Raw genomic sequence first — 19,599 nt, forward strand, 5'->3', positions numbered from 1 at the left:
ACAAACTCTTCGACACGTTTGCTACTATGACATCTGCTGACTTCTCACGACAAGCTTTACTCCGCTGATTTCGATTTCTTTTTCACTATTATCATGCGTCCGTGAGACCTCCTCGGATAAGGGTATTAACTTTCCATCTTATGTCTGCTTCATTTACATTGACTGTTCCGAATAGCTATAGGGCTTTGATTTGTGATGCAACCTTACCCACAGTCTTATGCCTTATATGAAGTTTCTGTCCGTCAGACCAGATGTTTGCCGCAAGCTTCTTTCAGATTCCAACTCGCGATGGACACCCTTGCTTTGGGCTGTATGATTCCCGCTATTAGGGCTCATTAGGGACTTGCACCCGTTAGCTAATACTCATGCCGAGCATACATCAACGAAAAAGGCAACTCTTTTCCAAGAGTTGCCTTCTTCTGATTTCTTTACTTCTATCAAGCCACCTTAACTTTATCAACCACAGCCTTGAAAGCTTCCGGATGATTCATAGCCAAGTCGGCCAACACCTTACGATTGATTTCAATACCGGCTTTGTGCAATGCACCCATCAGTTTTGAGTAAGACATACCTTCCAGACGGGCAGCAGCATTGATACGCTGAATCCACAATGCGCGGAAGTTACGTTTTTTAGTCTTACGGTCACGGTATGCATAAGTCAAACCTTTTTCCCATGTATTTTTGGCAACGGTCCAAACGTTCTTTCTTGCACCAAAGTAACCTCTAGTTAATTTTAAAATTTTCTTTCTTTTTGCTCTTGAAGCAACGTGATTTACTGATCTTGGCATAGTTTTAATTCATTTTTGAATGTTAGCGCCGATGTTTTACAACCGGACTTGAGGCTAATGCATTCGGTTAATAATTTAAATAATACATTTACACTACCTGCGAAGATTAACGCATACAAAGAAGTTCTTTCACTGCAGTTAAGTTTGCGCTGTGAACCAAACCCATTTTACACAAGTTTCGTTTCTGCTTCTTTGTCTTCTTAGTCAGGATATGACTATGATAAGCGTGCTTTCTTTTGATTTTACCCGTTCCGGTAAGAGCGAATCTTTTTTTAGAACCGGAGTTAGTCTTTACTTTTGGCATCTTGTTTAAGTTTTAATTATTATTATTAACTGTGGCAACGCACTATACCGGCACGTTACGCACTTTTCTCATTCTTTTCTACAACACCTGCTTCGCGCGGTTCTGCCGCTTTCGGAGCAGCAAGTTTCTTTGTTCCACCCGCTTTTTTCGGCGACAATGCAATAGTCATACGCTTTCCTTCCAAGATAGGCATCTGCTCCACTTTCGCATACTCCTCCAAATCATTGGCAAAACGAAGCAACAACACTTCACCTTGTTCTTTAAAGAGAATGGAACGTCCCTTAAAGAAAACGTATGCTTTCACCTTATCGCCTCCCTGCAAGAACCCGATAGCATGTTTCAACTTGAAGTTATAATCGTGTTCGTCAGTCTGAGGACCGAAACGGATTTCCTTTACATTGACCTTCACTTGTTTTGCCTTTTGCTCCTTTGCCCGTTTCTTCAACTGGTAAAGAAACTTAGAATAATCAATAATTCTACAAACGGGAGGAACAGCATTGGGTGAAATTTCTACCAAATCGGCACCATGTTCTTCAGCCATCCGCAAAGCTTGTGCTATAGGATAAACAGCCGATTCAATATTGTCGCCCACAATACGGACTTCTTTGGCACGAATCTGTTCATTGATTCGATGTTGCCCTTTCAAATTGTCATTTTTCATTCAAATACTTGTTTCCTTTGTCTGCTTATAATATTATTAATGTAATTATTGTTATTCTTTTTTGCCGAAAGCCAAAATGACTTTTGCAAATGCGGTTGCAAAGTTACCACTTATTTATCATATTATGAACTTCTTCCGCAATATTTTTTGCAAATTCTTCGATTTTTACCGTACCTTTATCGCCTTCTCCCTGTTTGCGGACAGAAACTTCGCCATTGGCAGCTTCTTTTTCACCCACAATCAGCATATAAGGGATGTGCTTCATCTCGTTGTCACGAATCTTGCGGCCAATCTTTTCGTTACGGTCGTCTACCAACGCGCGGATGTCGTACTTCTTCAGTTCCAGACGAACCTGGTCGGCATACTCATTAAACTTCTCCGAAATCGGAAGGACAGCAACCTGATCGGGAGTCAGCCACAACGGGAATTTACCGGCTGTATGTTCAATCAATACGGCAACAAAACGCTCCATCGAACCGAACGGCGCACGGTGAATCATTACCGGACGGTGTTTCTGGTTATCGGCACCCATGTATTCCAACTGGAAACGTTCGGGCAAGTTATAGTCTACCTGAATGGTACCCAACTGCCAACGGCGGCCGATAGCGTCTTTCACCATAAAGTCGAGCTTCGGACCATAGAACGCAGCTTCGCCATATTCCACTTTCGCCTTCAGTCCTTTTTCCTGACAAGCTTCTACAATAGCCTGTTCTGCCTTTTCCCAGTTCTCATCGCTACCGATGTATTTCTCGCGGTTCACCTTGTCGCGCAAGGAAATCTGCGCTTCGAAGTTCTCGAAGTTCATCGACTTGAACACAATCGAGATAATATCCATTACACGGAGGAACTCGTCTTTCACCTGGTCGGGACGGCAGAAGATATGCGCATCGTCCTGTGTAAAGCTGCGCACACGGGTCAATCCGTGCAACTCACCGCTCTGCTCATAACGGCATACCGTACCGAATTCGGCGATACGCAAAGGCAGGTCGCGGTACGAACGCGGACTGTTGCGGTAAATCATACAGTGATGCGGGCAGTTCATCGGCTTCAGGAAATATTCCTCGCCTTCTTCCGGCGTATGAATTGGCTGGAACGAGTCCTTACCGTATTTCGCATAGTGTCCCGAAGTGACATACAACAGCTTGTTTCCGATAGGCGGACACATCACTTCCTGATAATCGTAACGTGCCTGAATGCGGCGCAGGAAATCCTGCAGGCGGATGCGCAACGCTGTACCTTTCGGCAACCACATCGGCAATCCCTTGCCTACCATATCCGAGAACATGAACAAATCCATTTCCTTGCCAATCTTGCGGTGGTCGCGTTTTTTGGCTTCTTCCAGCATGGTCAGGTATTCATCCAGCATCTTCTTCTTCGGGAAGGTAATACCGTAAATACGGGTCATCTGCTTGCGGTCTTCCTGTCCTCTCCAGTAAGCACCGGCAACCGACAACAGCTTGATAGCCTTGATAGGAGCGGTGGAAGGCAAGTGCGGGCCGCGGCACAAGTCGGTAAACGCGCCTTGCGTATAAGTAGTGATATGCCCGTCTTCCAATTCAGAAATCAACTCGCACTTATATGTCTCACCTCTCTCGCCGAACATCTTCAGCGCATCGTCTTTCGCAATGCTCTTGCGCACCAGCGGCTCCTTACGTGCAGCCAGTTCTATCATCTTCTGTTCGATGGCCGGCAGGTCGCTTTCTTTGATAACCACGTCATCTCCCGGATCTACATCGTAATAAAAACCGTTCTCGATAGCAGGACCAATGCCAAACTGAATACCCGGATACAGTTCCTGCAAAGCTTCAGCCAACAAGTGGGCACTGGTATGCCAAAATGCATGTTTACCCTGCTCGTCATCCCATTTGTAAAGAACGAAATCGGCATCTTCGTTAATAGGTCTCATCAAATCAATCGTTTCGCCATTTACGCCACAAGCCAAAACATCTTGCGCCAGACGAGAACTGATGCTCTCTGCAATCTGCAGACCAGTAACTCCTTCGTTATACTCGCGAACAGAGCCATCAGGAAAAGTTATCTTAATCATAGTCTTTTATGTTAGTCTTTTTTATTGAGTCGCAAAAATAAACAAAACTTTTTAATTATACAATTTTTAGGTGATAAGTTGACGAGGAGGAGACAAGGTAACAAGGTAACGAGTGGACAAGGTTTGAAATGCCTTTAGTCAAACTATTCAAAACCTTGTTACCTTGTCACCTAGTCAACTTATCATCTTATCATCTTTCAACTACCTAATCTTCCTCCTTCATTGTAGTAAAACGCTTCAGCACGCTGTATGCCGAGAATATACCCAGCTCGCCCGCCTTACTCAAGTCTTGCACACCCTCGCTGTTATTACCCAAGAACACATTCGTCAGTCCCCGATTGAAATAAGCATCCGAAAAACGCGAATCAAGTTCGACAGCCTTATTATAATCCACCAATGCCGACCGGTAATCCTTCATCACGGCATAGATATTTCCACGGTTATAATACGCATAGGCAAAATCGGGAGCCAGACGAATCACTTCATCCAAATCATCGCGCACCATGGCATAATCCAGCGCACGTACCTGCAATGTTTTTTCCTGACTTTGCTCTATTTCATAATTTGCATCCCGCTTCCTGTATTCCAACTGTTTGTAGTGGATCATCGCCCGCATAAAATAGGCTGGGAAAAACGCATTGTCCTTTTCGATGGTACAGTCTAAATCTTCCAACGCATTATCAAAATCCTGTACCAGATAAAAATCAAGGGCACGTGCAAAATAGTGCAAGGCATTGTCCGGCTCTTTCACAATCTTCTCCGTTATGTCATCAATCGATGCAAAATGCTGCTTCACCTGCCCTTCGGTAAGCGAAGCTTCATTATTGGTTATCAACAACTGGTGCGGCAAGACACGACGGTTATTCAAGTCATCGATATATTTCGAATAATTAATCTGGTGTTTCACTTCATCCGGACGTTCGTAATAACTCAACACAAACATCGGCTGGGGAAGAATCGTGATATTACGGTCTTGCACACGTCCCCGATAGTCGGTCTTGTATTTCGAACGTTCGTCTTCATTGTCTGCCACTACAATCTTACGGAAATTGTTCATGTTCTTATCCGACTTCTTACGGGTCTTGTCGGCCGAAGCAGTCTGTTGCGATGTCTTTCCGTTCTGCGCATCCAGTTGCGCCTGCAATACTTTCATCTCGTCCTGGCTTGCACCTTTCAGGTCGCCTGTTTTCTTACGAGCCTCGGCACGATACTGATAGCCTGCCAAGAAATTGGGATACTCTTCCAGCACCGTAGTATAGTCACTGATGGCACCGGCATAATCTCCCGTCCTGTCACGCAGCAAGCCCCGGTTGAAGACCGCCATCATATTGTCCGGCTCTATCTGGAGCACAAAGTCGAAATCCTCTATAGCCCGGTTATCGTCTCCTACCTGGGCACGGAGCAAGCCCCGGTTGTAATGCCCGATGAAGTTATTCTTGTCGATGTCAAGAGCCAAGTCGTAATCGCTCATAGCCCCCCGCAGGTTGTTCTGGTAATAGCGTGCCAACGCACGGTTGATATACATGCCCGCATTGCGCACCGACAGGCGTATGGCTTCGGTTAGGTCGCTTTCGGCATCGGCATACTTGTTCCGCTGAAGGAAAAGCATGCCCCGTGAAGCCCACGTGTCGGCATTATAACGGTCCATTTCGATAGCCTTGTCGGCATCCGACATGGCTTGAAGCGTATCCTTCTGCTTGAGAGAGACTTCCGTACGCATCAGATAAGCATCAATATAGCGGGGGGCAATCCGGATCAGCGTATCCAAGTCGGCTTTCGCTTCCGCATAATCCTCGCTCCGCATCCGCGACAAAGCCAGATTATGCCACAGGCTGGTATTCTCAGGATCGAATGTCAACGCTTTCTCGTAATCCTGTATGGCACCCGTGTAATTTTCTTGCTGGATACGCGCGATGCCTCTCACCTGATACGTATTAGGTACATACGGATTGCGCTCAATCGATTCCGTACAATCGGCTTCCGCACCTTGAAAATCATCCAGATTCAGTTTTGCCAGTCCACGATAAAAATACGGTTCGGCCAAGTAAGGCTTGGCATTGATAACCTGATTGAAATACTGGATGGAAAGAACATAGTCCTCAAAATAAAGAGCGTTTTTCCCGATGGCCATCACCCGGTCCGTATTAATCTGGGCGCCGGCTATCATCGGGAAAAACACTCCTATATATATTATATAAATAAGCTTCCGAATCATTTCACTGTCTTCACCTTGTAAGAGCAACGGGCCTTGCCCTTCAGCATGCCGTTAAGTTTGCCTTTAATCATTTGCTTGCGGAGTGCCGACAAATGGTCGATAAACATGGTCCCTTCCAGATGGTCGAACTCATGCTGCATCACACGTGCCAGATAACCTTCCACCCACTCATCATGCGGATTCATGTCTTCGTCGAGGTAGGTCACATGAATTTTGTCTGGACGTTTCACACTTTCATGAATGCCGGGCAAGCTCAAGCATCCTTCATCCATCGAAACAATGTTGTCGCCCGTTTCCACGATACGGGGATTGATATAAGCATGACGGAAGTCCTTGTACTCGGGGAAATCATCAGCCAACACATCCAGGTTTATCACCACCACACGGATGGGCAAACCTATCTGTGGAGCGGCAAGCCCTACCCCGTCGGCACGATCCATCGTCTCAAACATATTCTGAATCAATTCTTTCAAGTTCGGATAATCCGGTGTAATGTCTTTAGCTTCCTCACGTAACACCGGTTGTCCGTATACATAGATAGGTAAAATCATATTATTTAGTTCTTTAGTTTTTAAGTTTGTCAGTTCTTTAGTTTGTCAGTTCTTTAGTTTGTCAGTTCTTTAGTTTGTCAGTTCTTTAGTTTGTCAGTTCTTTAGTTTTTAAGTTTGTCTGTTTTTTAGTTTGTTAGTTCTTCTGTTTGTCATTATCGAATTATTTAACTCAAAAACCTAAAAACTTAAAAACTCAAAGACTTACATTCCTCTTTTCGACTCCAAATACGACTGTAAAATAATCGTGGCACTGATTTCATCCACCAAAGCCTTGTTTTGCCGTGCTTTCTTCTTCAAGCCTCCGGCAAGCATCGCCTGATGTGCCAAGACCGATGTAAAACGTTCATCGAACAGTTCCACCGGAACATCGGGCAGTGTTTTCTTCAACTGATTCATAAAAGGCACGATATACTTCATACTTTCCGAATCCTCGTTGTTCATCTGCTTGGGATGTCCGATAACGATACGCTCCACCTTTTCTTGCCGCACATAGTCCAGCAAGAAATCCATCAGTCCATGCGTAGGCACGGTAGTCAGCCCGCTTGCAATAATCTGCATCGGGTCGGTCACCGCGATACCCGTACGCTTCTTTCCGTAATCAATTGCCAATATTCTGCTCATAATCGGCGACAAAAATACGAATTTATTCTGTATACTTCTCTATATAAACCTTAAAAGATTGCGTATTTATACTATATGAGAAGCTGTTTTGAATTTATCGTGCGATGATTTGGGATGAGTTTTTGAGGCATTTTCGCTTCTGTGATAAGGAAGATAGCGGGCTATCTGACGAAGAACAGGAGCGGAAAGGACCAAAAAATCGCCCAAAGCACACACGAAAACGGATACATCAAGCCAAGAAAAACTTTTTGGAGAAATTCAAAACAGCTTCTGAATATCCTCATTTTCCCCAATTGCCCATGCAGGAGCGTATCGCATACGCTCGAATGCGCCAACTTATCCATGAGGATGTCTTCAGGGCGTATGAGGAACATCAAGCTATTTCCATACAGATTGATAATTCCGCACCACGAAATACCACCTTCAACAGGTGAAGCTTCGTGCCAGAACACAGACGACATACGATTTTATCCTTGCTATACTTTTCCAACTGGACATCAGCTTCCCGGCTTTTGGCTTCCACCTCTTCATCTGTTGCAGCCGGCTTTACATATTTCAATTCCAGAATATAGCTGTGCGCAATCTCCGGATAACGCACCCTGTCGGGCAGAAGCAAGAAATCACTATAACCATAACTCAGTTCTATTTCAGGCTCTACCAAATAAAGTGTATTCAAAGCAAGGTAAGCCTTGAAAAAACCTTGCAGGTTATGTTCACCTAAAATACTGTCCCGCACCGAAGAATTTTCCTTGTATGCCGCAGCGATACGGCGAATGAAAGGCTGCCATTCGCCTGTAAAAGCCATATTCGTCATTTCATGTTCCAATGGGATACTGTCAATCTTAAAACTACGGTTGAAATAATCACGCATGAAACTCCAGTATTGTTCTTTCACACAATTATTCGGAATAATCATTTTGATCATGTTCCCATAACTTGTCCCCATCGTGAGCAACCCGTAGTAATAAAGCAAGCTGCGGAAATTATTGTCTTCCGTCACATATTCAGCAGGGAAAGAAGTCTTCAGCCTCATCAGCACAGAACCCGTTGCCGCAATTTCCTCAATAACTCCCATCCGGTTTTCCCGCTGGTTTCCACGGTCTATACCTGCCAGCATCTGAAGTTTCTTATAATCTGTACGCACATTGACATCCACCATCTCTTTGGGAGGACGGCCGAAAGCAATCTGGTGGCGCAAGTAGTAGAGCACCATGTCACAATTGTAAAGACGTTCGGCATCTATGTAGTCTTCCGAAAAACAGTAATTGTTATACCAAGGCCTCATCTCTTCCAGCATCGCCTCGACATCAGCATCAGAACGCAACTTGCCATTATCCTGATAGTAACGGAACATCGTATGCACATCCGACTCGGAAAAGCCTAACATATAATTGAAACGGGGGTCTTGGGAAATATTCCAACCGATGTTGTAACCGCTCGAAAGGTCATCCAAGGTAATGGGAGACACACCTATCAGAAAAACACGGCTGAACATGACCTTGAATATCTTGAAATATTCCCGGTAGAACCCGCTGGCGTGGGTCAGCCTGCGGAACCGCTCCTTTCCGCCTTCACTGAGAATAACGTTGGTGAAGTTGTCATACTCATCCACAATGAGGTATAAAAGATAACCTTTCTTACGTGCATGCAGATTGATATAGTTCAGCTTAGCCCTGGCACTGTCTTCCGCCTTTACCTTTTCTTCGAACTCCTTATCGTAAAACCCGGCGTATGTCTCGGCAAACATGTCCAGCACCTGGCAACAATATTTATTGAAGTTACTTTCAAGCTCACCTTCATTAGACCCGCTCCCGATAACCGAGAAGTCGAAATAAACAATCTGGCAAGCGTTTTTCAGGGAAGTCGGATGAGCCTTTATCCACAGTCCGTCGAACAACGTCTCAAAACGGTCTGCCTTGGCAATATCATAATATGCCTGCATCATGCTGACGAACACACTCTTGCCGAAGCGGCGGGGACGAATCAGAAACAAGAAATCATTTGCCTCTTCCAAAAGAGGCAGATACATCGTCTTATCCACATAATACCGGTTTTTGCTCCGCACTTCCTCAAAGTTTGCCACCCCGTAAGGGATGCCTTTTACATTTGGCTTATCCATAATCCATCCTTTTTTACATGATTCTTTCTACAAAGAAAGATTTTATCCTATTACAGTTTCTCCACTTCATCACGCGTGAGTCCGGTGATTTTAGCAATAATTTCCGCCGGAATGCCTTCCGATTTCATGCCACGCGCATTTTGGATATTGCCTTGCCTTATGCCTTGTTGTATGCCTTTTTCCAAACCTTCTTGCCGGCCTTCCTGCAGGCCTTGTTCTATACCTTTTTGCATACCCTGTTGCATGCCTTGTTGTATACCCTGTTGTATACCTTGTTGTATGCCCTGTTCCATACCTTCCCGCAAAGCATCGCTTATCAAAGTGTTCTCTACCCGCACGGCATCCCAGAAGTCATCATACCACCAGAGTTGCGCATCGCTGAAAGCAGACTCTTCAATTTGCGTCACCGCCTTGCAGATTTCCGGATTCTCTAATAACTCTTTGGGGGCTTGCCGCGTATGCTCGTCTATTTCCGTCAGATACCGCAACCAAAGTACCGCCATTTTCTTGCCTTTGAAATCTTGTGGCTTGAATTTGGGAAGCTCTACGAAGATAAACCTCAGCCCTTCTATCACCTTGTCCGTATGCTCCACCTGCACGATTTTATAGTCGTGGTAAGCCTCCGGCACATCCGGCAGGAAAATATCGTTTACCAAGTTGAGCGAATACACGGGCTGTAGCAGTTCGTATTTGCTCTCTCTGCCTCCAAGCTGGCGCACGTACGCTTTCGAGGCGTTGAACAATACACGCTGCATGAACGCAGGAGACCAGAGCATCTGCATCTCCACCAAAAATTGCCTGCCCATTTTGTCTTTGCACCTCACGTCTACGATACTGTTCTTCTTCAGCGGTGTCTCCGGCACCAGTTCCGGTGTCAGGTATTCGATTTCCGCAATCTCCTCTTCGGGCTTTTCGAAAGGCAGCAAGGCATTGAGCAGGCTGATGACCAAGTCGGGGTGTTCGCCAAACACTTTCTTGAAAGTCAGGTCGGCTTTAGGATCCAAGTATCTCATAATCGATGCTTTTAATGATTGCATACAAAGTTAGGGAATCTTTATCAGTTTACCAACACCTTTGAAGAAATCCTGCTCCAAAAAGAAATGTCCAAGCATGTCTGACAACACTTATCTACATTTCCAGTCCTCTATAATAGGACTGGAATGCGTAGGACCGGACAAACAATTGCATTTCCGGATAAGCCTGGTTTACTCCGGAAATACCATGATGCATGGTGGCAATACCCCGAAGATTGTCCGCAAACAGTTTTGCTCTGCCATAAAGTCCATCCTAAAAGGCGAAGCCGACGCGCATCCCTGCGAACCGGCTTCTGAGATTACTAATTAAAATATGTGCAGGGACGCTTCCCTGCTGTTGATAGAGATAATTAATGTCTTTCTGTTGACAAGGTTTTAAAATCCTTGTCACACTGAACAAAGAGCAACTATGGTTTTTTCAACGTTATCCGCTCTACGCGTCCATCTGCCTCCGCATCGTCCACCAGTGTCTGGAAGGTGGTGGTAGCCTGGTAAATCTGTTGCGGACTCCCCAACGAGTTATAGTATATCGTCAGTGTTTCGTCCATGGTGAAATCATACTCCGTACGGAGGTCTAAATGGTAGCTTGCCACGTTGTTTCCATCCACGTTATCCACTGTGATGATGCCTACACGGGTGCCGTTCACACGTTCTAAGGTAATGAATGAATTGGTATTCAGACGCGGTGCATCCGCCCCGTCCAAGGCAAGGGTACCCTCTATCGGCGTATTGCTGTAGGTGTACGATGCCGGGTTGAACAAAGCGGTGTTGTCTACGGCATCGATGGTGACGGTCTCGCCATTGGCAATGCGGTTGGTGAGGAAGTGCAATACAATGTCTCCCGTTGTTCCTTGCGGAACGGTGAACCGGTAGCCTCCTTCTGCCGGTGTCAACGGATAGACGTTGCTCTCTGCCGGTGTCAGGTGCTGCGTTTCCAGCAAGAACGTGACGTCATTGTATTGCACGGCAGCTTCCGGTATGCTGAAGCTGACGGTAATGGGGTGGTCCAGTCCGTATTTCACGCCTTCCGCATCGGGGTTGTCATCGTCTACGGTAAAGGTGTTGAAGTCAAAGCGGGCAGGACTGGCGGTCAGTTTCACACCGGCGGACTTGTAGAGGTTGATATCATCCGCATTCATATTGTTCTCTTGGTCTATGGAGAACCGTATCAGGTCTTCCACGTCCGATGAGGTGGTCACGAAATGCAACGTAAGTTGAGTGGAAGCATTATAGCCAAACTGATAATAGTAGTATTTCACAAGACCATTTGAGGTAGGAAGATCCCGATCCGCAAGCTGTTCGTCAGTGAGGTATAAGTTTCTATTGTCAGGCTCGGTTGCCGTTGTCGCCACACGCATGAGTGTGCCATTTTCCGGTGCTGAACTGAAATTAAGAGTAATTGATATCTCCTGGTTCACCGTAGGCGGTACGTCCATTTCCAGGAAACCCGGATTATTGCTATCGCTTCCGTTAATGGTGATGCGGCGGTTTGTTTCACTGCCTTGAAACGACACCAACCGGTGCGCATCTTCAAAGTTCTCGGCTTGCAGGAACACATGGCCGTGATTTTCTTCATACAGCTCATTACCGCTGTCTCCATAAGGGCAGTCGCCCCACGCCTCTTCACTCTCCTCGGTTGCCGACTTCCACGACACGCCTTGGTCTGTGCCGTCGCTGGTGTTCAGCGTGAAGAACACTTCTTGGATGCCGGGTTCCAGGACTGTATATACATATTTATATCCCCAAGTGGTCTTGATGGAGTCACTGCCTACACGGAACTTCGTGTCTTCCATGACGATGGGCAGTTCGCCGCTCAATTCGGAGTTGGCGTTCATCTTGTTGGTGGATATCTTGCACTCAAACGGGAACAGCTCTGCGGGATAGGTGTCGGGGACGACGAACGTCATGCTCATGCGCTCGCCTTTCTCCATAGGCACACCGGTCGATACCCATACGGGGTTAAAACTGAACGGCCGCATCAGGTACACCTTGATCTGACGGGTAAACACGCCCGTGCGCAACAGCAAGGTACCCATTCGCGGCGTTCCGGTGGGAGCGTTCAATTCAATGTTGATGGAATAGTTGCCTTCCGTGTCAGGACCGCTGAAGCTGGCCTCAGAGTTCGACACGTTGCGTCCGTCTTCCAGCCACTTCACACTGATATCTTCCTCACTGCCTGTATAGGTGAAGGCGATGCTTTTATTTCCGCCTGAGGTAAATATCTGCGTAGTGCCTTTCAGGATGTTGACGGTATTCTCCCCGTCGGTCAGTTCGGGAATCTCCGGGTCTACCGACACCCAGGCATTGTTGGCGGCTATGCCTTCCTTGGCTTCGGCAAAGGAGCCGTAGCCCATGCTTTGGGGCAACCCCTTGATGCGGATGACATATTCGTAGTTGCGGTAGATAGGCAATTGGTCTTTCGTGTCGTCCACGAACATGATTTTATAATATCTGGAATGGTCTATGTTTCCATCCGTACTGATCCTCATGATGGCATAGACGGGAGCGTCCATGGTGTTGGGGTTTTCGAATATGTAGTGCGGGTCGCCATCCGACTCTTTGCCTTGCACGGTGGCTTCCGTAGGGTCGGAAGCAAGCATCTGATAGATTTCGGCAGGCTCGGTGATGTAAGGAGACTCCAAGCTAAAGGCGAACTCCTCGCCATTCTCAGCCTGATGATTGAACGGGGCAATGGTTCCCCATGCACGGCGGTTGCAGATGCCGTAGCCGTGAATCTTCATTCCGCTTGGAGCTTCGGATAAATCCCATTTCACCTTGGCTTGGTTGCGGTAGAGGGTGACGTTGTCGCTCTCGGCAAATGCGGTCAAGGCCTCTTCGCTGTCCAACTTCACCCTTCCCCAATAACACATGCGTCCCGATGCCGACACAAAGGCGGGGATTATGGTCGTTTCGTTTCGCCCGTAGTTGTCGCGGTCGTTGAAGTCGTCCAGATAGACATTGGACAGGAAGTGGATGATGCGAGTGGAGCCGGGGATTTCCACGGTGAAAGAGTAATAATTTATGCCCTCTTCAGTTCTATCAAGTTGGAATCCGCTTGCCTCACGCCTACCGATATATTCGCCATATTCGTTAAAGCAAAACAGCCATAGGGTTTTAACGCCTAGTCCGTCCGGGTCAATGTCGCGTGTAACCACCTGCTTGGGCACAGGAATGTTGGCGGTGACGTTTAAGCGTATTTCACCATTGGGTAAAGTCACGCTGTTGCCTTGCTCTATCTTTTGATCGGTACAGGAAGTTGTACATGCTCCTAAGAGCAAGATGACTAAGAATTGGTATATTATCTGTTTCATAAACGTTGTTCTTTTATGGGTTAACGAATGCCGTGGTTGGCGAACTCTTCGAGATCGGCAGGGGTGACGTCGCGGATGCAGCGGACACCGGTTCCACTTGTAGTAGAATTAGGTACATCGTATGCAACACCATCGCGTGCTGTCCAGTATCTAGATCCTCGCAATACCTCATCTAACACTTGAGGTTGTCTTTTTTGATAATCAGCAATAATAGATAACTCTTGCCTAGTAGGCAATCGCCAATCATCTAATCTATATGGCTCTTCATCATCTGAAAATTTTATAACCTCTATATAATTCTTGCATTGTTCCTTTGCATTACTCCATGATATACCTGAAGAAACAGTACCTAATTGAGAAGCAAGCATAAAAGCAGGTGAAACCAATTCATTATTTTCTTCACTGTCCACCGTTATTAATTGTCCATTTTCATAATCTGTTTTCGGGCGAGCAATGGTATATTCGCTATTTGTACTTGTCAACTGAACTAAGTACATGCGGTTATTATTCTGAGGGTTTTGATCTTCACCTGAAACTATTTCATAAGGAGGTCCATAATATTCCCAATATCCGCCAAATATACCCCAATCAACCCATCGGCTATTAACGCCTCGTGAGATATAGGTATAAATATGTTTATCATCTTCATTGAAATATTTAGAACTAAAAACAGTGTTGGATACTGTTGGTGAATCATTAAACTCCTTTTCGTTTTCGTGGTCTTCCCAATTTGCACCAAAATCACTGCGTGTAGAATACCATCCAGGCACTCCCATGATATATTCCAACGGGTACTGAGTAATCTTTACTTCTTTTGTTGTAGCCGGACTATCTGTATTGGTCACAAGCAAAGTGAAATACCTTGCCGTGATATTGGTGGCTGCCAAAATGTTGTCATAATGATTCCCTCCACTTTGATATTCCTTTATAAATTCACTTTTAAAAGTAATGGTTCCGGTCAAGGTATTTTCATCCCATGTGATTTCACATAAATCTTTGATGTCTACTCCATCACGATTTGTGATTTGTTCCAGATTACTATTTCCCCACCAATCAGTTTCTATGTAATAATAATGTTGGGTTGTCGCATTATTACCATCCTTATCCACATAATACGCTTCTGTAATCTGTACGCCCATGTTGTTTGCCGCCAGCGGAGAAGAAGAAAAGAACTCAATCGTCACCTTTTCCTCGTTGTGCATTTCTATGTCGTAATCGCTCAATACCAGGTAGTTCGGGCTGTCATTGTCCACATTGATGTCCTTCGTTTTCCACTCTGCCACATTAAACGTAGGGGTCAGTGTCACTGGCTGGTCAATCTCCGTGTTGCCCTTGCGGTCTATGGTGACATTCACCGTGTACTGCATGTTGCGGTCCAGGTGCAGTTCGTCCGTATCCGCAGAGAAGCGGATGGGGACTTTGTAATAGTTGTACAGATAGGGGGTGTCATCATTCGTCTTATCTGTACCGTTGTTGTCGTTGTAGGGGACATTTACCAGCAGATAGGTCTCCCGCTCCATGTTCTCTCCCCAGTGATTGGGATAGGTGTAGGCATAGAGCACATCCTTGCGTTTGGCACCCTGTTCCCCGTTCGTATGGTCGGTATCGGCAAAGTCACTTGTACTCGCATCGCCCATGACTTCCATTTCCCGATAACCGGCATCCGCAAAAGCCACGACCTGAGGCACGTAGTTCACCACCTTCTTTCTTACACCGATAATGTCTATTTGGTCTGTTATAAAGGCTTCGGAGAAAGACACATTCACCACAATCTTTGCCGCCGCCCGCTTCAGGTCTACCTCAATGGTGGCGTCATCAGTAGCCGGAGGAGTCCATGTCACCTTGCCGTCCATCAAGAACGTTTTGCCCGAATAGGTTTTCGATTCTGACATGCGTTCTCCTTCTACCCTGTACACCTCATTGTCCGTATCTATCAGTTTCATCAGTTCTGCTACGGTGCTGATTCCGGACAAGTCCGTATCCTTATGGCGGTTTGCCACGACATAGATGTCGTATTGCATGGCGGGAAACTGCGTCTTCCAGTCTGCACCGGCCAGCACAATGCGGTAGTCCGTGCCCAATGTGGCATTGACGTGCTTGTGCAAATCGTCATTACTGAAGAAGAACACATCTACCTTTTCCACCAGGTTTTCGTTCAGCGTGGGGTCGGCGGCAATGCGTGTGGAAGCCGCCGAGGGGGTGACCACGGGGTTTCCGTCTATGGCCAGCTGCAACACCAGCCCATGCGGATTCTCCTCCGGAAGTCCGTCTGCCAACGGGTCTTCGGAGCAGCTGCTGATGGTCCCGCACAAGAGGGCGAGCAGGCAGAGTATATATAGGAAGTCATATCTTTTCATCGTTCACGCGGTTTTAGGATTTCGTCATTAAGGTTGCGTCTGTGCGGACAGTCCGTTCCATTGGTCCAAGGACACTTGGCGTATCTTGATGCGCATAAGGGTGCCCGGATAATGCGTTTCGGGATTGATTTCCTGCTCGCCCAGATGTTCGCCATTGACCGACAGGACACTGATGTACAGTTCGGTCTCATAGGTCTCGTCTACCGAATATTCCTGGGTAGGGCGTATGGTGAAGGTGACCAGTCCTTCTTCACTGCCTGCGGAGTCGCCTACGCCTATGCCCGAAGCCATACCGGTGGGGCTGTACAGCTCGAAGTGCGAGCCGTCCGTAAGGTTGGCCGTCCAGGTGGCGACCACCGGCTTGGTCATGCGGAAAGTAAAGGTGGCCCACTTCTCGTCATCGCCGTATACCACGGCAAGAGCCTCCTCATTCTCCTCTGTAGTCCCTGCATCATCGGGGAACACCCGGGTGGCTGTGGTCAGTGTCAGTGTGCCCGCAAAGGCATCGTCGTAGCTGATGTCGATGCTTCCTCCGTTGTCCCATTCCAGTACGTTGCAGGTCAGGTCCAGTCCGCCTCCGCGCCGGTCTATCTTTGCCGTGATGTCGTAGATGTGGTTACGCTGCAGGCGGTAGAGGTCGCGGATTTCCTTATATTGCGCTCCGGTAAAACTGGCGGCATCGTTGTTCTCATAAGTAGAGAGATTGACGGGAATCTCGTAATGGTAGTCCACTCCGTCATAAGGAGCTTCCAGCAGGATATAAGTCTGTTGGTCGCGGAGAATGGGGTCTTCCTTGGTATAGTCATCAATGGTCCATTTCCCGTCAGCCAGATGGGCCTTGCTCTCGTCAAACCAGTCATTGGGGTAGGAATAGAATACGACTTTGTTTTCGTGGTTCAGCAACTCGCCATAGGGAGTTGCTGTATCCATACTTTCACGAAGGATATCCGCTTCCTCCACACTTAAAGCGTAAAAGGCATTCACGTCATCCGCTTCATCCTCTTCGCGTGCCAGTACCCATGCTTTTTGCGGGACATAATTGTGAAGGCGGAAGCTGCATTGCTCTGTGATGTCCGTACCATTCTCGTCAAGCACGGTAAGGCGTATTTTTGCGGCGGCCCTTGCCAGGTCGAAGCTCAGGGTAATGTTGTCTCCATTGAGATCAACCGTTCCTTTGCCGTCCATGACAAAAAGCTTTTGCGTTGTATTATAGCTGATGGATATGTAGTCTATCATCATTGCTTGCAGTTGGGTCAACGTGGGCTTGTCCACGCTTGCCAGTTGTTCGCAGTTGGCCACCATATAATAGGTATAGCCTCCGTCTCTCACCTCCTCGTAGGTCAGTTCGTCAGTGGTCAGTGGGGTGTATATGCCGTCTGCCCGGTCGGCCAGCGGCTGTCCGTCGGCATCGGTCGCATCCACAATATGTTTGTGGCAATTGCCATCGGGCGCAAAGACAAACAAGTCCACCCGTACAATCTTGTTCTCGTTCCAGCCGGTCAGACCTGGTTCCTCACCGAATGACGCACGGGTCATGGACGTACCGGCTATCTTATAAGTAATACGCAGTTTTCCGTCTCCACCATCCATTGCGGGTTGTGGTGCGGTTTCTTCCGAACATGCTATGCAACCAAGGCATAGCGTGCAGAGGAGCAGGATACTATGTAGTAAAACTTTATTCATTGTCCGTATTCCAATAAGGGTTTACTCTCCACCATTCGTCTTCACTTCTTTCATCCACATGTTTGGCCATGTCTACATAGTTCTTTATGCCATGTTCGCCATTATATTGTGCACGAAGCTGTCTAATCCAGATACGAGTATCGGTTCCAGCGTAACGACGGTTATCTTTATAATAAAAGCCTTCATCACTAAATGCTTTTTGATTATATCCGTTGTAGGACGGATTGATATCCAGTTCGTACTCTGTTCCGTCTGTCAGTTTAACTGTAATATAAAATTCTGCTGATATTACGTTCTTATCATTCCATTGCTTTTCACCCCACGTTGTCAAGTAGTTATTGCCAAAATACGTCTTATCACCCCATTCTTGATTGCCAGCAGGTGTTGTTATTTCCGGATATTTTACTTCACTTTCCGTTCCTTCTTGTTTAGGATTATCAGTAGTTCCGGTATAGTTATGAGTTGCGATAATTTGTATGACATAAGGTTTTAGTCGGGCAATACCGTGGGTTACTTTATAAACTCCAACAGGATAACCATCAGCATTGTCTTCAAATTCCGAATCTTCAAACGTTGTGGAAAAAGCAAAGTTGCCTTCAGGATCATTCAAGTGCGCTTCCCATGTAGCACCTTCAGGACCTGTAAGCATAAAATAGAAGCGCGCTCCACCGGATCCATCTTTCAAATATGTAAGATTATCCACTTTGCTATTGTCCACATATCCCGGACGGCAAACATAGCACAACACAGCTTCAGGATCTCCACTTTTAGCTTCTGTATAAAGTTCATACATCAAACTGCGAGTATCTTTCCCATCATATTCTTTTTTAGGCAACAACACATAATAATCCTCGCTTTCGTATCGATCGTCACTATCAAAAACGGTTTTACCTTCTTCATCAGGAAATACCGGTTGTGGCGCATACCCAATCGATGTAACTACCGTTTCCCAAGGCATTGCTTTATACTGAATCTGCAAAGTACCGCCCTTCACCCTCGCAAATATCTTGTTCCAAACATTGCGCTCGATGGCTGGCAGATACACTACTTGCATTTTGTCAGTTCCGCCAATGGAATAGTTTACAGTCATGACGTAACGATTATCTGTTACATTAGTTAAATTTTCCGGATAGGTGTAATCCAAGTTTCCGTCGTCTTCGGTTCCTGCCCATTTGCCTCCATCTGGATTTTCGAGCAGATAAGCAGACATTAAGCTTTGCAGTTTGGATGCATCATCTTGGTATTGGCTGAAATCGCCTAATGATGCGTCTGTTTCTGTCAGTACAGCTGTAATTTCTGTTCCTTTTTCTTCTTCCGATTCAAAAAGAGTCCGGGGGTCGTCTGAATAGTTCAAACTATAAGTTTCAGGCTTTACCAAATACCCTTTATCCGGAAGTTTGGTTAACGTCACTTTTTTTATCATCAACTCTGAGTTTTCGTTCTCCTTCGTGAAGAACAGCTCCAGCTTGCCTACGGCACGGGTCAGCTTGATAGCTGGTACGTCATAACTATTCCGATGCTTTGAAACATCGAAATTCTCCAAACAGCCGTATGCGGGAACTTGATTGTCTTTCAAATTAGCCTTTACACCTGTAAAGGTTGCTTCTTTTATCTGAGACGGAGTAGCAGCTTCTTCTAAATTAAGCCCCGTGCCGTTCTCGCTGTTCAACACGACGTAGAAATCTAACGCTTGTATTTCGTTTTCTACTTCTACAACGTATTCTTTTGTATTTACCAATTCTCCCAACGCATCCGAACCTGAAAAAACCGGCTGGGTCTCCGTTATGTAAGCCAAACGGTTTCCAGTACCATGCTCGAATATCCAAACCTTCATATCAGTTGGTTGGCTATCATCACCCAAATCTGTATCATCCAATGCCACCCTGCTCATCGCAATGCCCAAATTGA

The 19,599-nt window shown here is 46.4% G+C and carries 15 protein-coding genes; 2 read left to right on the top strand and 13 right to left on the bottom strand.

What is annotated here, in order from left to right; translation table 11 throughout:
- Positions 1–437: 437 nt before the first annotated feature.
- From rplT to ruvX, 7 genes are all read right to left on the bottom strand, one after another.
- Positions 438–788, bottom strand: a complete 351-nt coding sequence (gene rplT / locus B5G04_RS08365) for a 50S ribosomal protein L20 (protein WP_087210727.1) — start codon at positions 786–788, stop codon at positions 438–440.
- Between the two features lie 106 nt (positions 789–894).
- Positions 895–1,092 carry a 50S ribosomal protein L35 gene (gene rpmI, locus B5G04_RS08370; protein ID WP_022040183.1) on the bottom strand — a complete coding sequence of 66 codons (198 nt, stop codon included), beginning with the start codon at positions 1,090–1,092 and terminating at the stop codon, positions 895–897.
- A 55-nt stretch (positions 1,093–1,147) separates the two neighbouring features.
- Positions 1,148–1,753, bottom strand: a complete 606-nt coding sequence (infC, locus tag B5G04_RS08375; RefSeq protein WP_087396747.1) for a translation initiation factor IF-3 — start codon at positions 1,751–1,753, stop codon at positions 1,148–1,150.
- Between the two features lie 103 nt (positions 1,754–1,856).
- Entirely contained in the window at positions 1,857–3,800 is a 1,944-nt protein-coding gene (gene thrS, locus B5G04_RS08380) for a threonine--tRNA ligase (RefSeq protein ID WP_087210722.1), read from the bottom strand.
- 205 nt (positions 3,801–4,005) lie between these two features.
- On the bottom strand, positions 4,006–6,015 hold the full coding sequence (locus tag B5G04_RS08385) for a tetratricopeptide repeat protein (RefSeq protein ID WP_087396749.1): 2,010 nt from the start codon (positions 6,013–6,015) through the stop codon (positions 4,006–4,008).
- Positions 6,012–6,566 carry a peptide deformylase gene (def, locus tag B5G04_RS08390; protein WP_022040187.1) on the bottom strand — a complete coding sequence of 185 codons (555 nt, stop codon included), beginning with the start codon at positions 6,564–6,566 and terminating at the stop codon, positions 6,012–6,014. The genes B5G04_RS08385 and def overlap by 4 nt, the downstream gene beginning before the upstream one ends.
- Before the next feature lie 201 nt (positions 6,567–6,767).
- Complete coding sequence (gene ruvX, locus B5G04_RS08395; protein ID WP_087396751.1) at positions 6,768–7,187, bottom strand: Holliday junction resolvase RuvX; 420 nt, start codon at positions 7,185–7,187, stop codon at positions 6,768–6,770.
- Positions 7,188–7,291: 104 nt separating this feature from the next.
- Here ruvX and B5G04_RS19760 point away from each other — a divergent pair, with 104 nt between their 5' ends.
- Complete coding sequence (locus B5G04_RS19760) at positions 7,292–7,621, top strand: hypothetical protein (RefSeq protein WP_158100074.1); 330 nt, start codon at positions 7,292–7,294, stop codon at positions 7,619–7,621.
- Here the strand turns inward: B5G04_RS19760 and B5G04_RS08405 are convergent.
- Together B5G04_RS08405 and B5G04_RS08410 are read right to left on the bottom strand one after the other, a co-directional pair.
- The gene (locus B5G04_RS08405) at positions 7,561–9,306 is read right to left on the bottom strand and encodes an ATP-binding protein (RefSeq protein WP_087396755.1); all 1,746 of its coding nucleotides are present in this window, start codon (positions 9,304–9,306) and stop codon (positions 7,561–7,563) included. The two genes, B5G04_RS19760 and B5G04_RS08405, sit on opposite strands and share 61 nt — an antisense overlap.
- 50 nt (positions 9,307–9,356) lie before the next feature.
- On the bottom strand, positions 9,357–10,319 hold the full coding sequence (locus B5G04_RS08410; protein WP_087396756.1) for an Rpn family recombination-promoting nuclease/putative transposase: 963 nt from the start codon (positions 10,317–10,319) through the stop codon (positions 9,357–9,359).
- A 97-nt stretch (positions 10,320–10,416) separates the two neighbouring features.
- Between B5G04_RS08410 and B5G04_RS08415 the strand changes: the two genes are divergently transcribed.
- Positions 10,417–10,650 carry a hypothetical protein gene (locus B5G04_RS08415; protein ID WP_087396758.1) on the top strand — a complete coding sequence of 78 codons (234 nt, stop codon included), beginning with the start codon at positions 10,417–10,419 and terminating at the stop codon, positions 10,648–10,650.
- Between the two features lie 97 nt (positions 10,651–10,747).
- On the opposite strand, the gene B5G04_RS08420 is transcribed toward B5G04_RS08415, so the two are convergent.
- From B5G04_RS08420 to B5G04_RS08435, 4 genes are read right to left on the bottom strand one after another with little or no spacing between them, the layout of a single operon-like run.
- Positions 10,748–13,651, bottom strand: a complete 2,904-nt coding sequence (locus tag B5G04_RS08420) for a hypothetical protein (RefSeq protein WP_087396760.1) — start codon at positions 13,649–13,651, stop codon at positions 10,748–10,750.
- A 20-nt stretch (positions 13,652–13,671) separates the two neighbouring features.
- Positions 13,672–16,008 (bottom strand): DUF1566 domain-containing protein, encoded by a 2,337-nt coding sequence (locus tag B5G04_RS08425; protein WP_087396762.1) that lies wholly within the window; start codon positions 16,006–16,008, stop codon positions 13,672–13,674.
- A gap of 27 nt (positions 16,009–16,035) precedes the next feature.
- Positions 16,036–17,691, bottom strand: coding sequence for a DUF4906 domain-containing protein (locus B5G04_RS08430; RefSeq protein ID WP_087396764.1), 1,656 nt, complete (start codon positions 17,689–17,691; stop codon positions 16,036–16,038).
- The gene (locus tag B5G04_RS08435; protein ID WP_143270446.1) at positions 17,684–19,582 is read right to left on the bottom strand and encodes a hypothetical protein; all 1,899 of its coding nucleotides are present in this window, start codon (positions 19,580–19,582) and stop codon (positions 17,684–17,686) included. Before B5G04_RS08435 ends, B5G04_RS08430 begins: the two co-directional genes overlap by 8 nt.
- Positions 19,583–19,599 lie beyond the last annotated feature (17 nt).

The organism is Bacteroides sp. An51A (assembly GCF_002161565.1).
Lineage (GTDB): Bacteria > Bacteroidota > Bacteroidia > Bacteroidales > Bacteroidaceae > Phocaeicola > Phocaeicola intestinalis.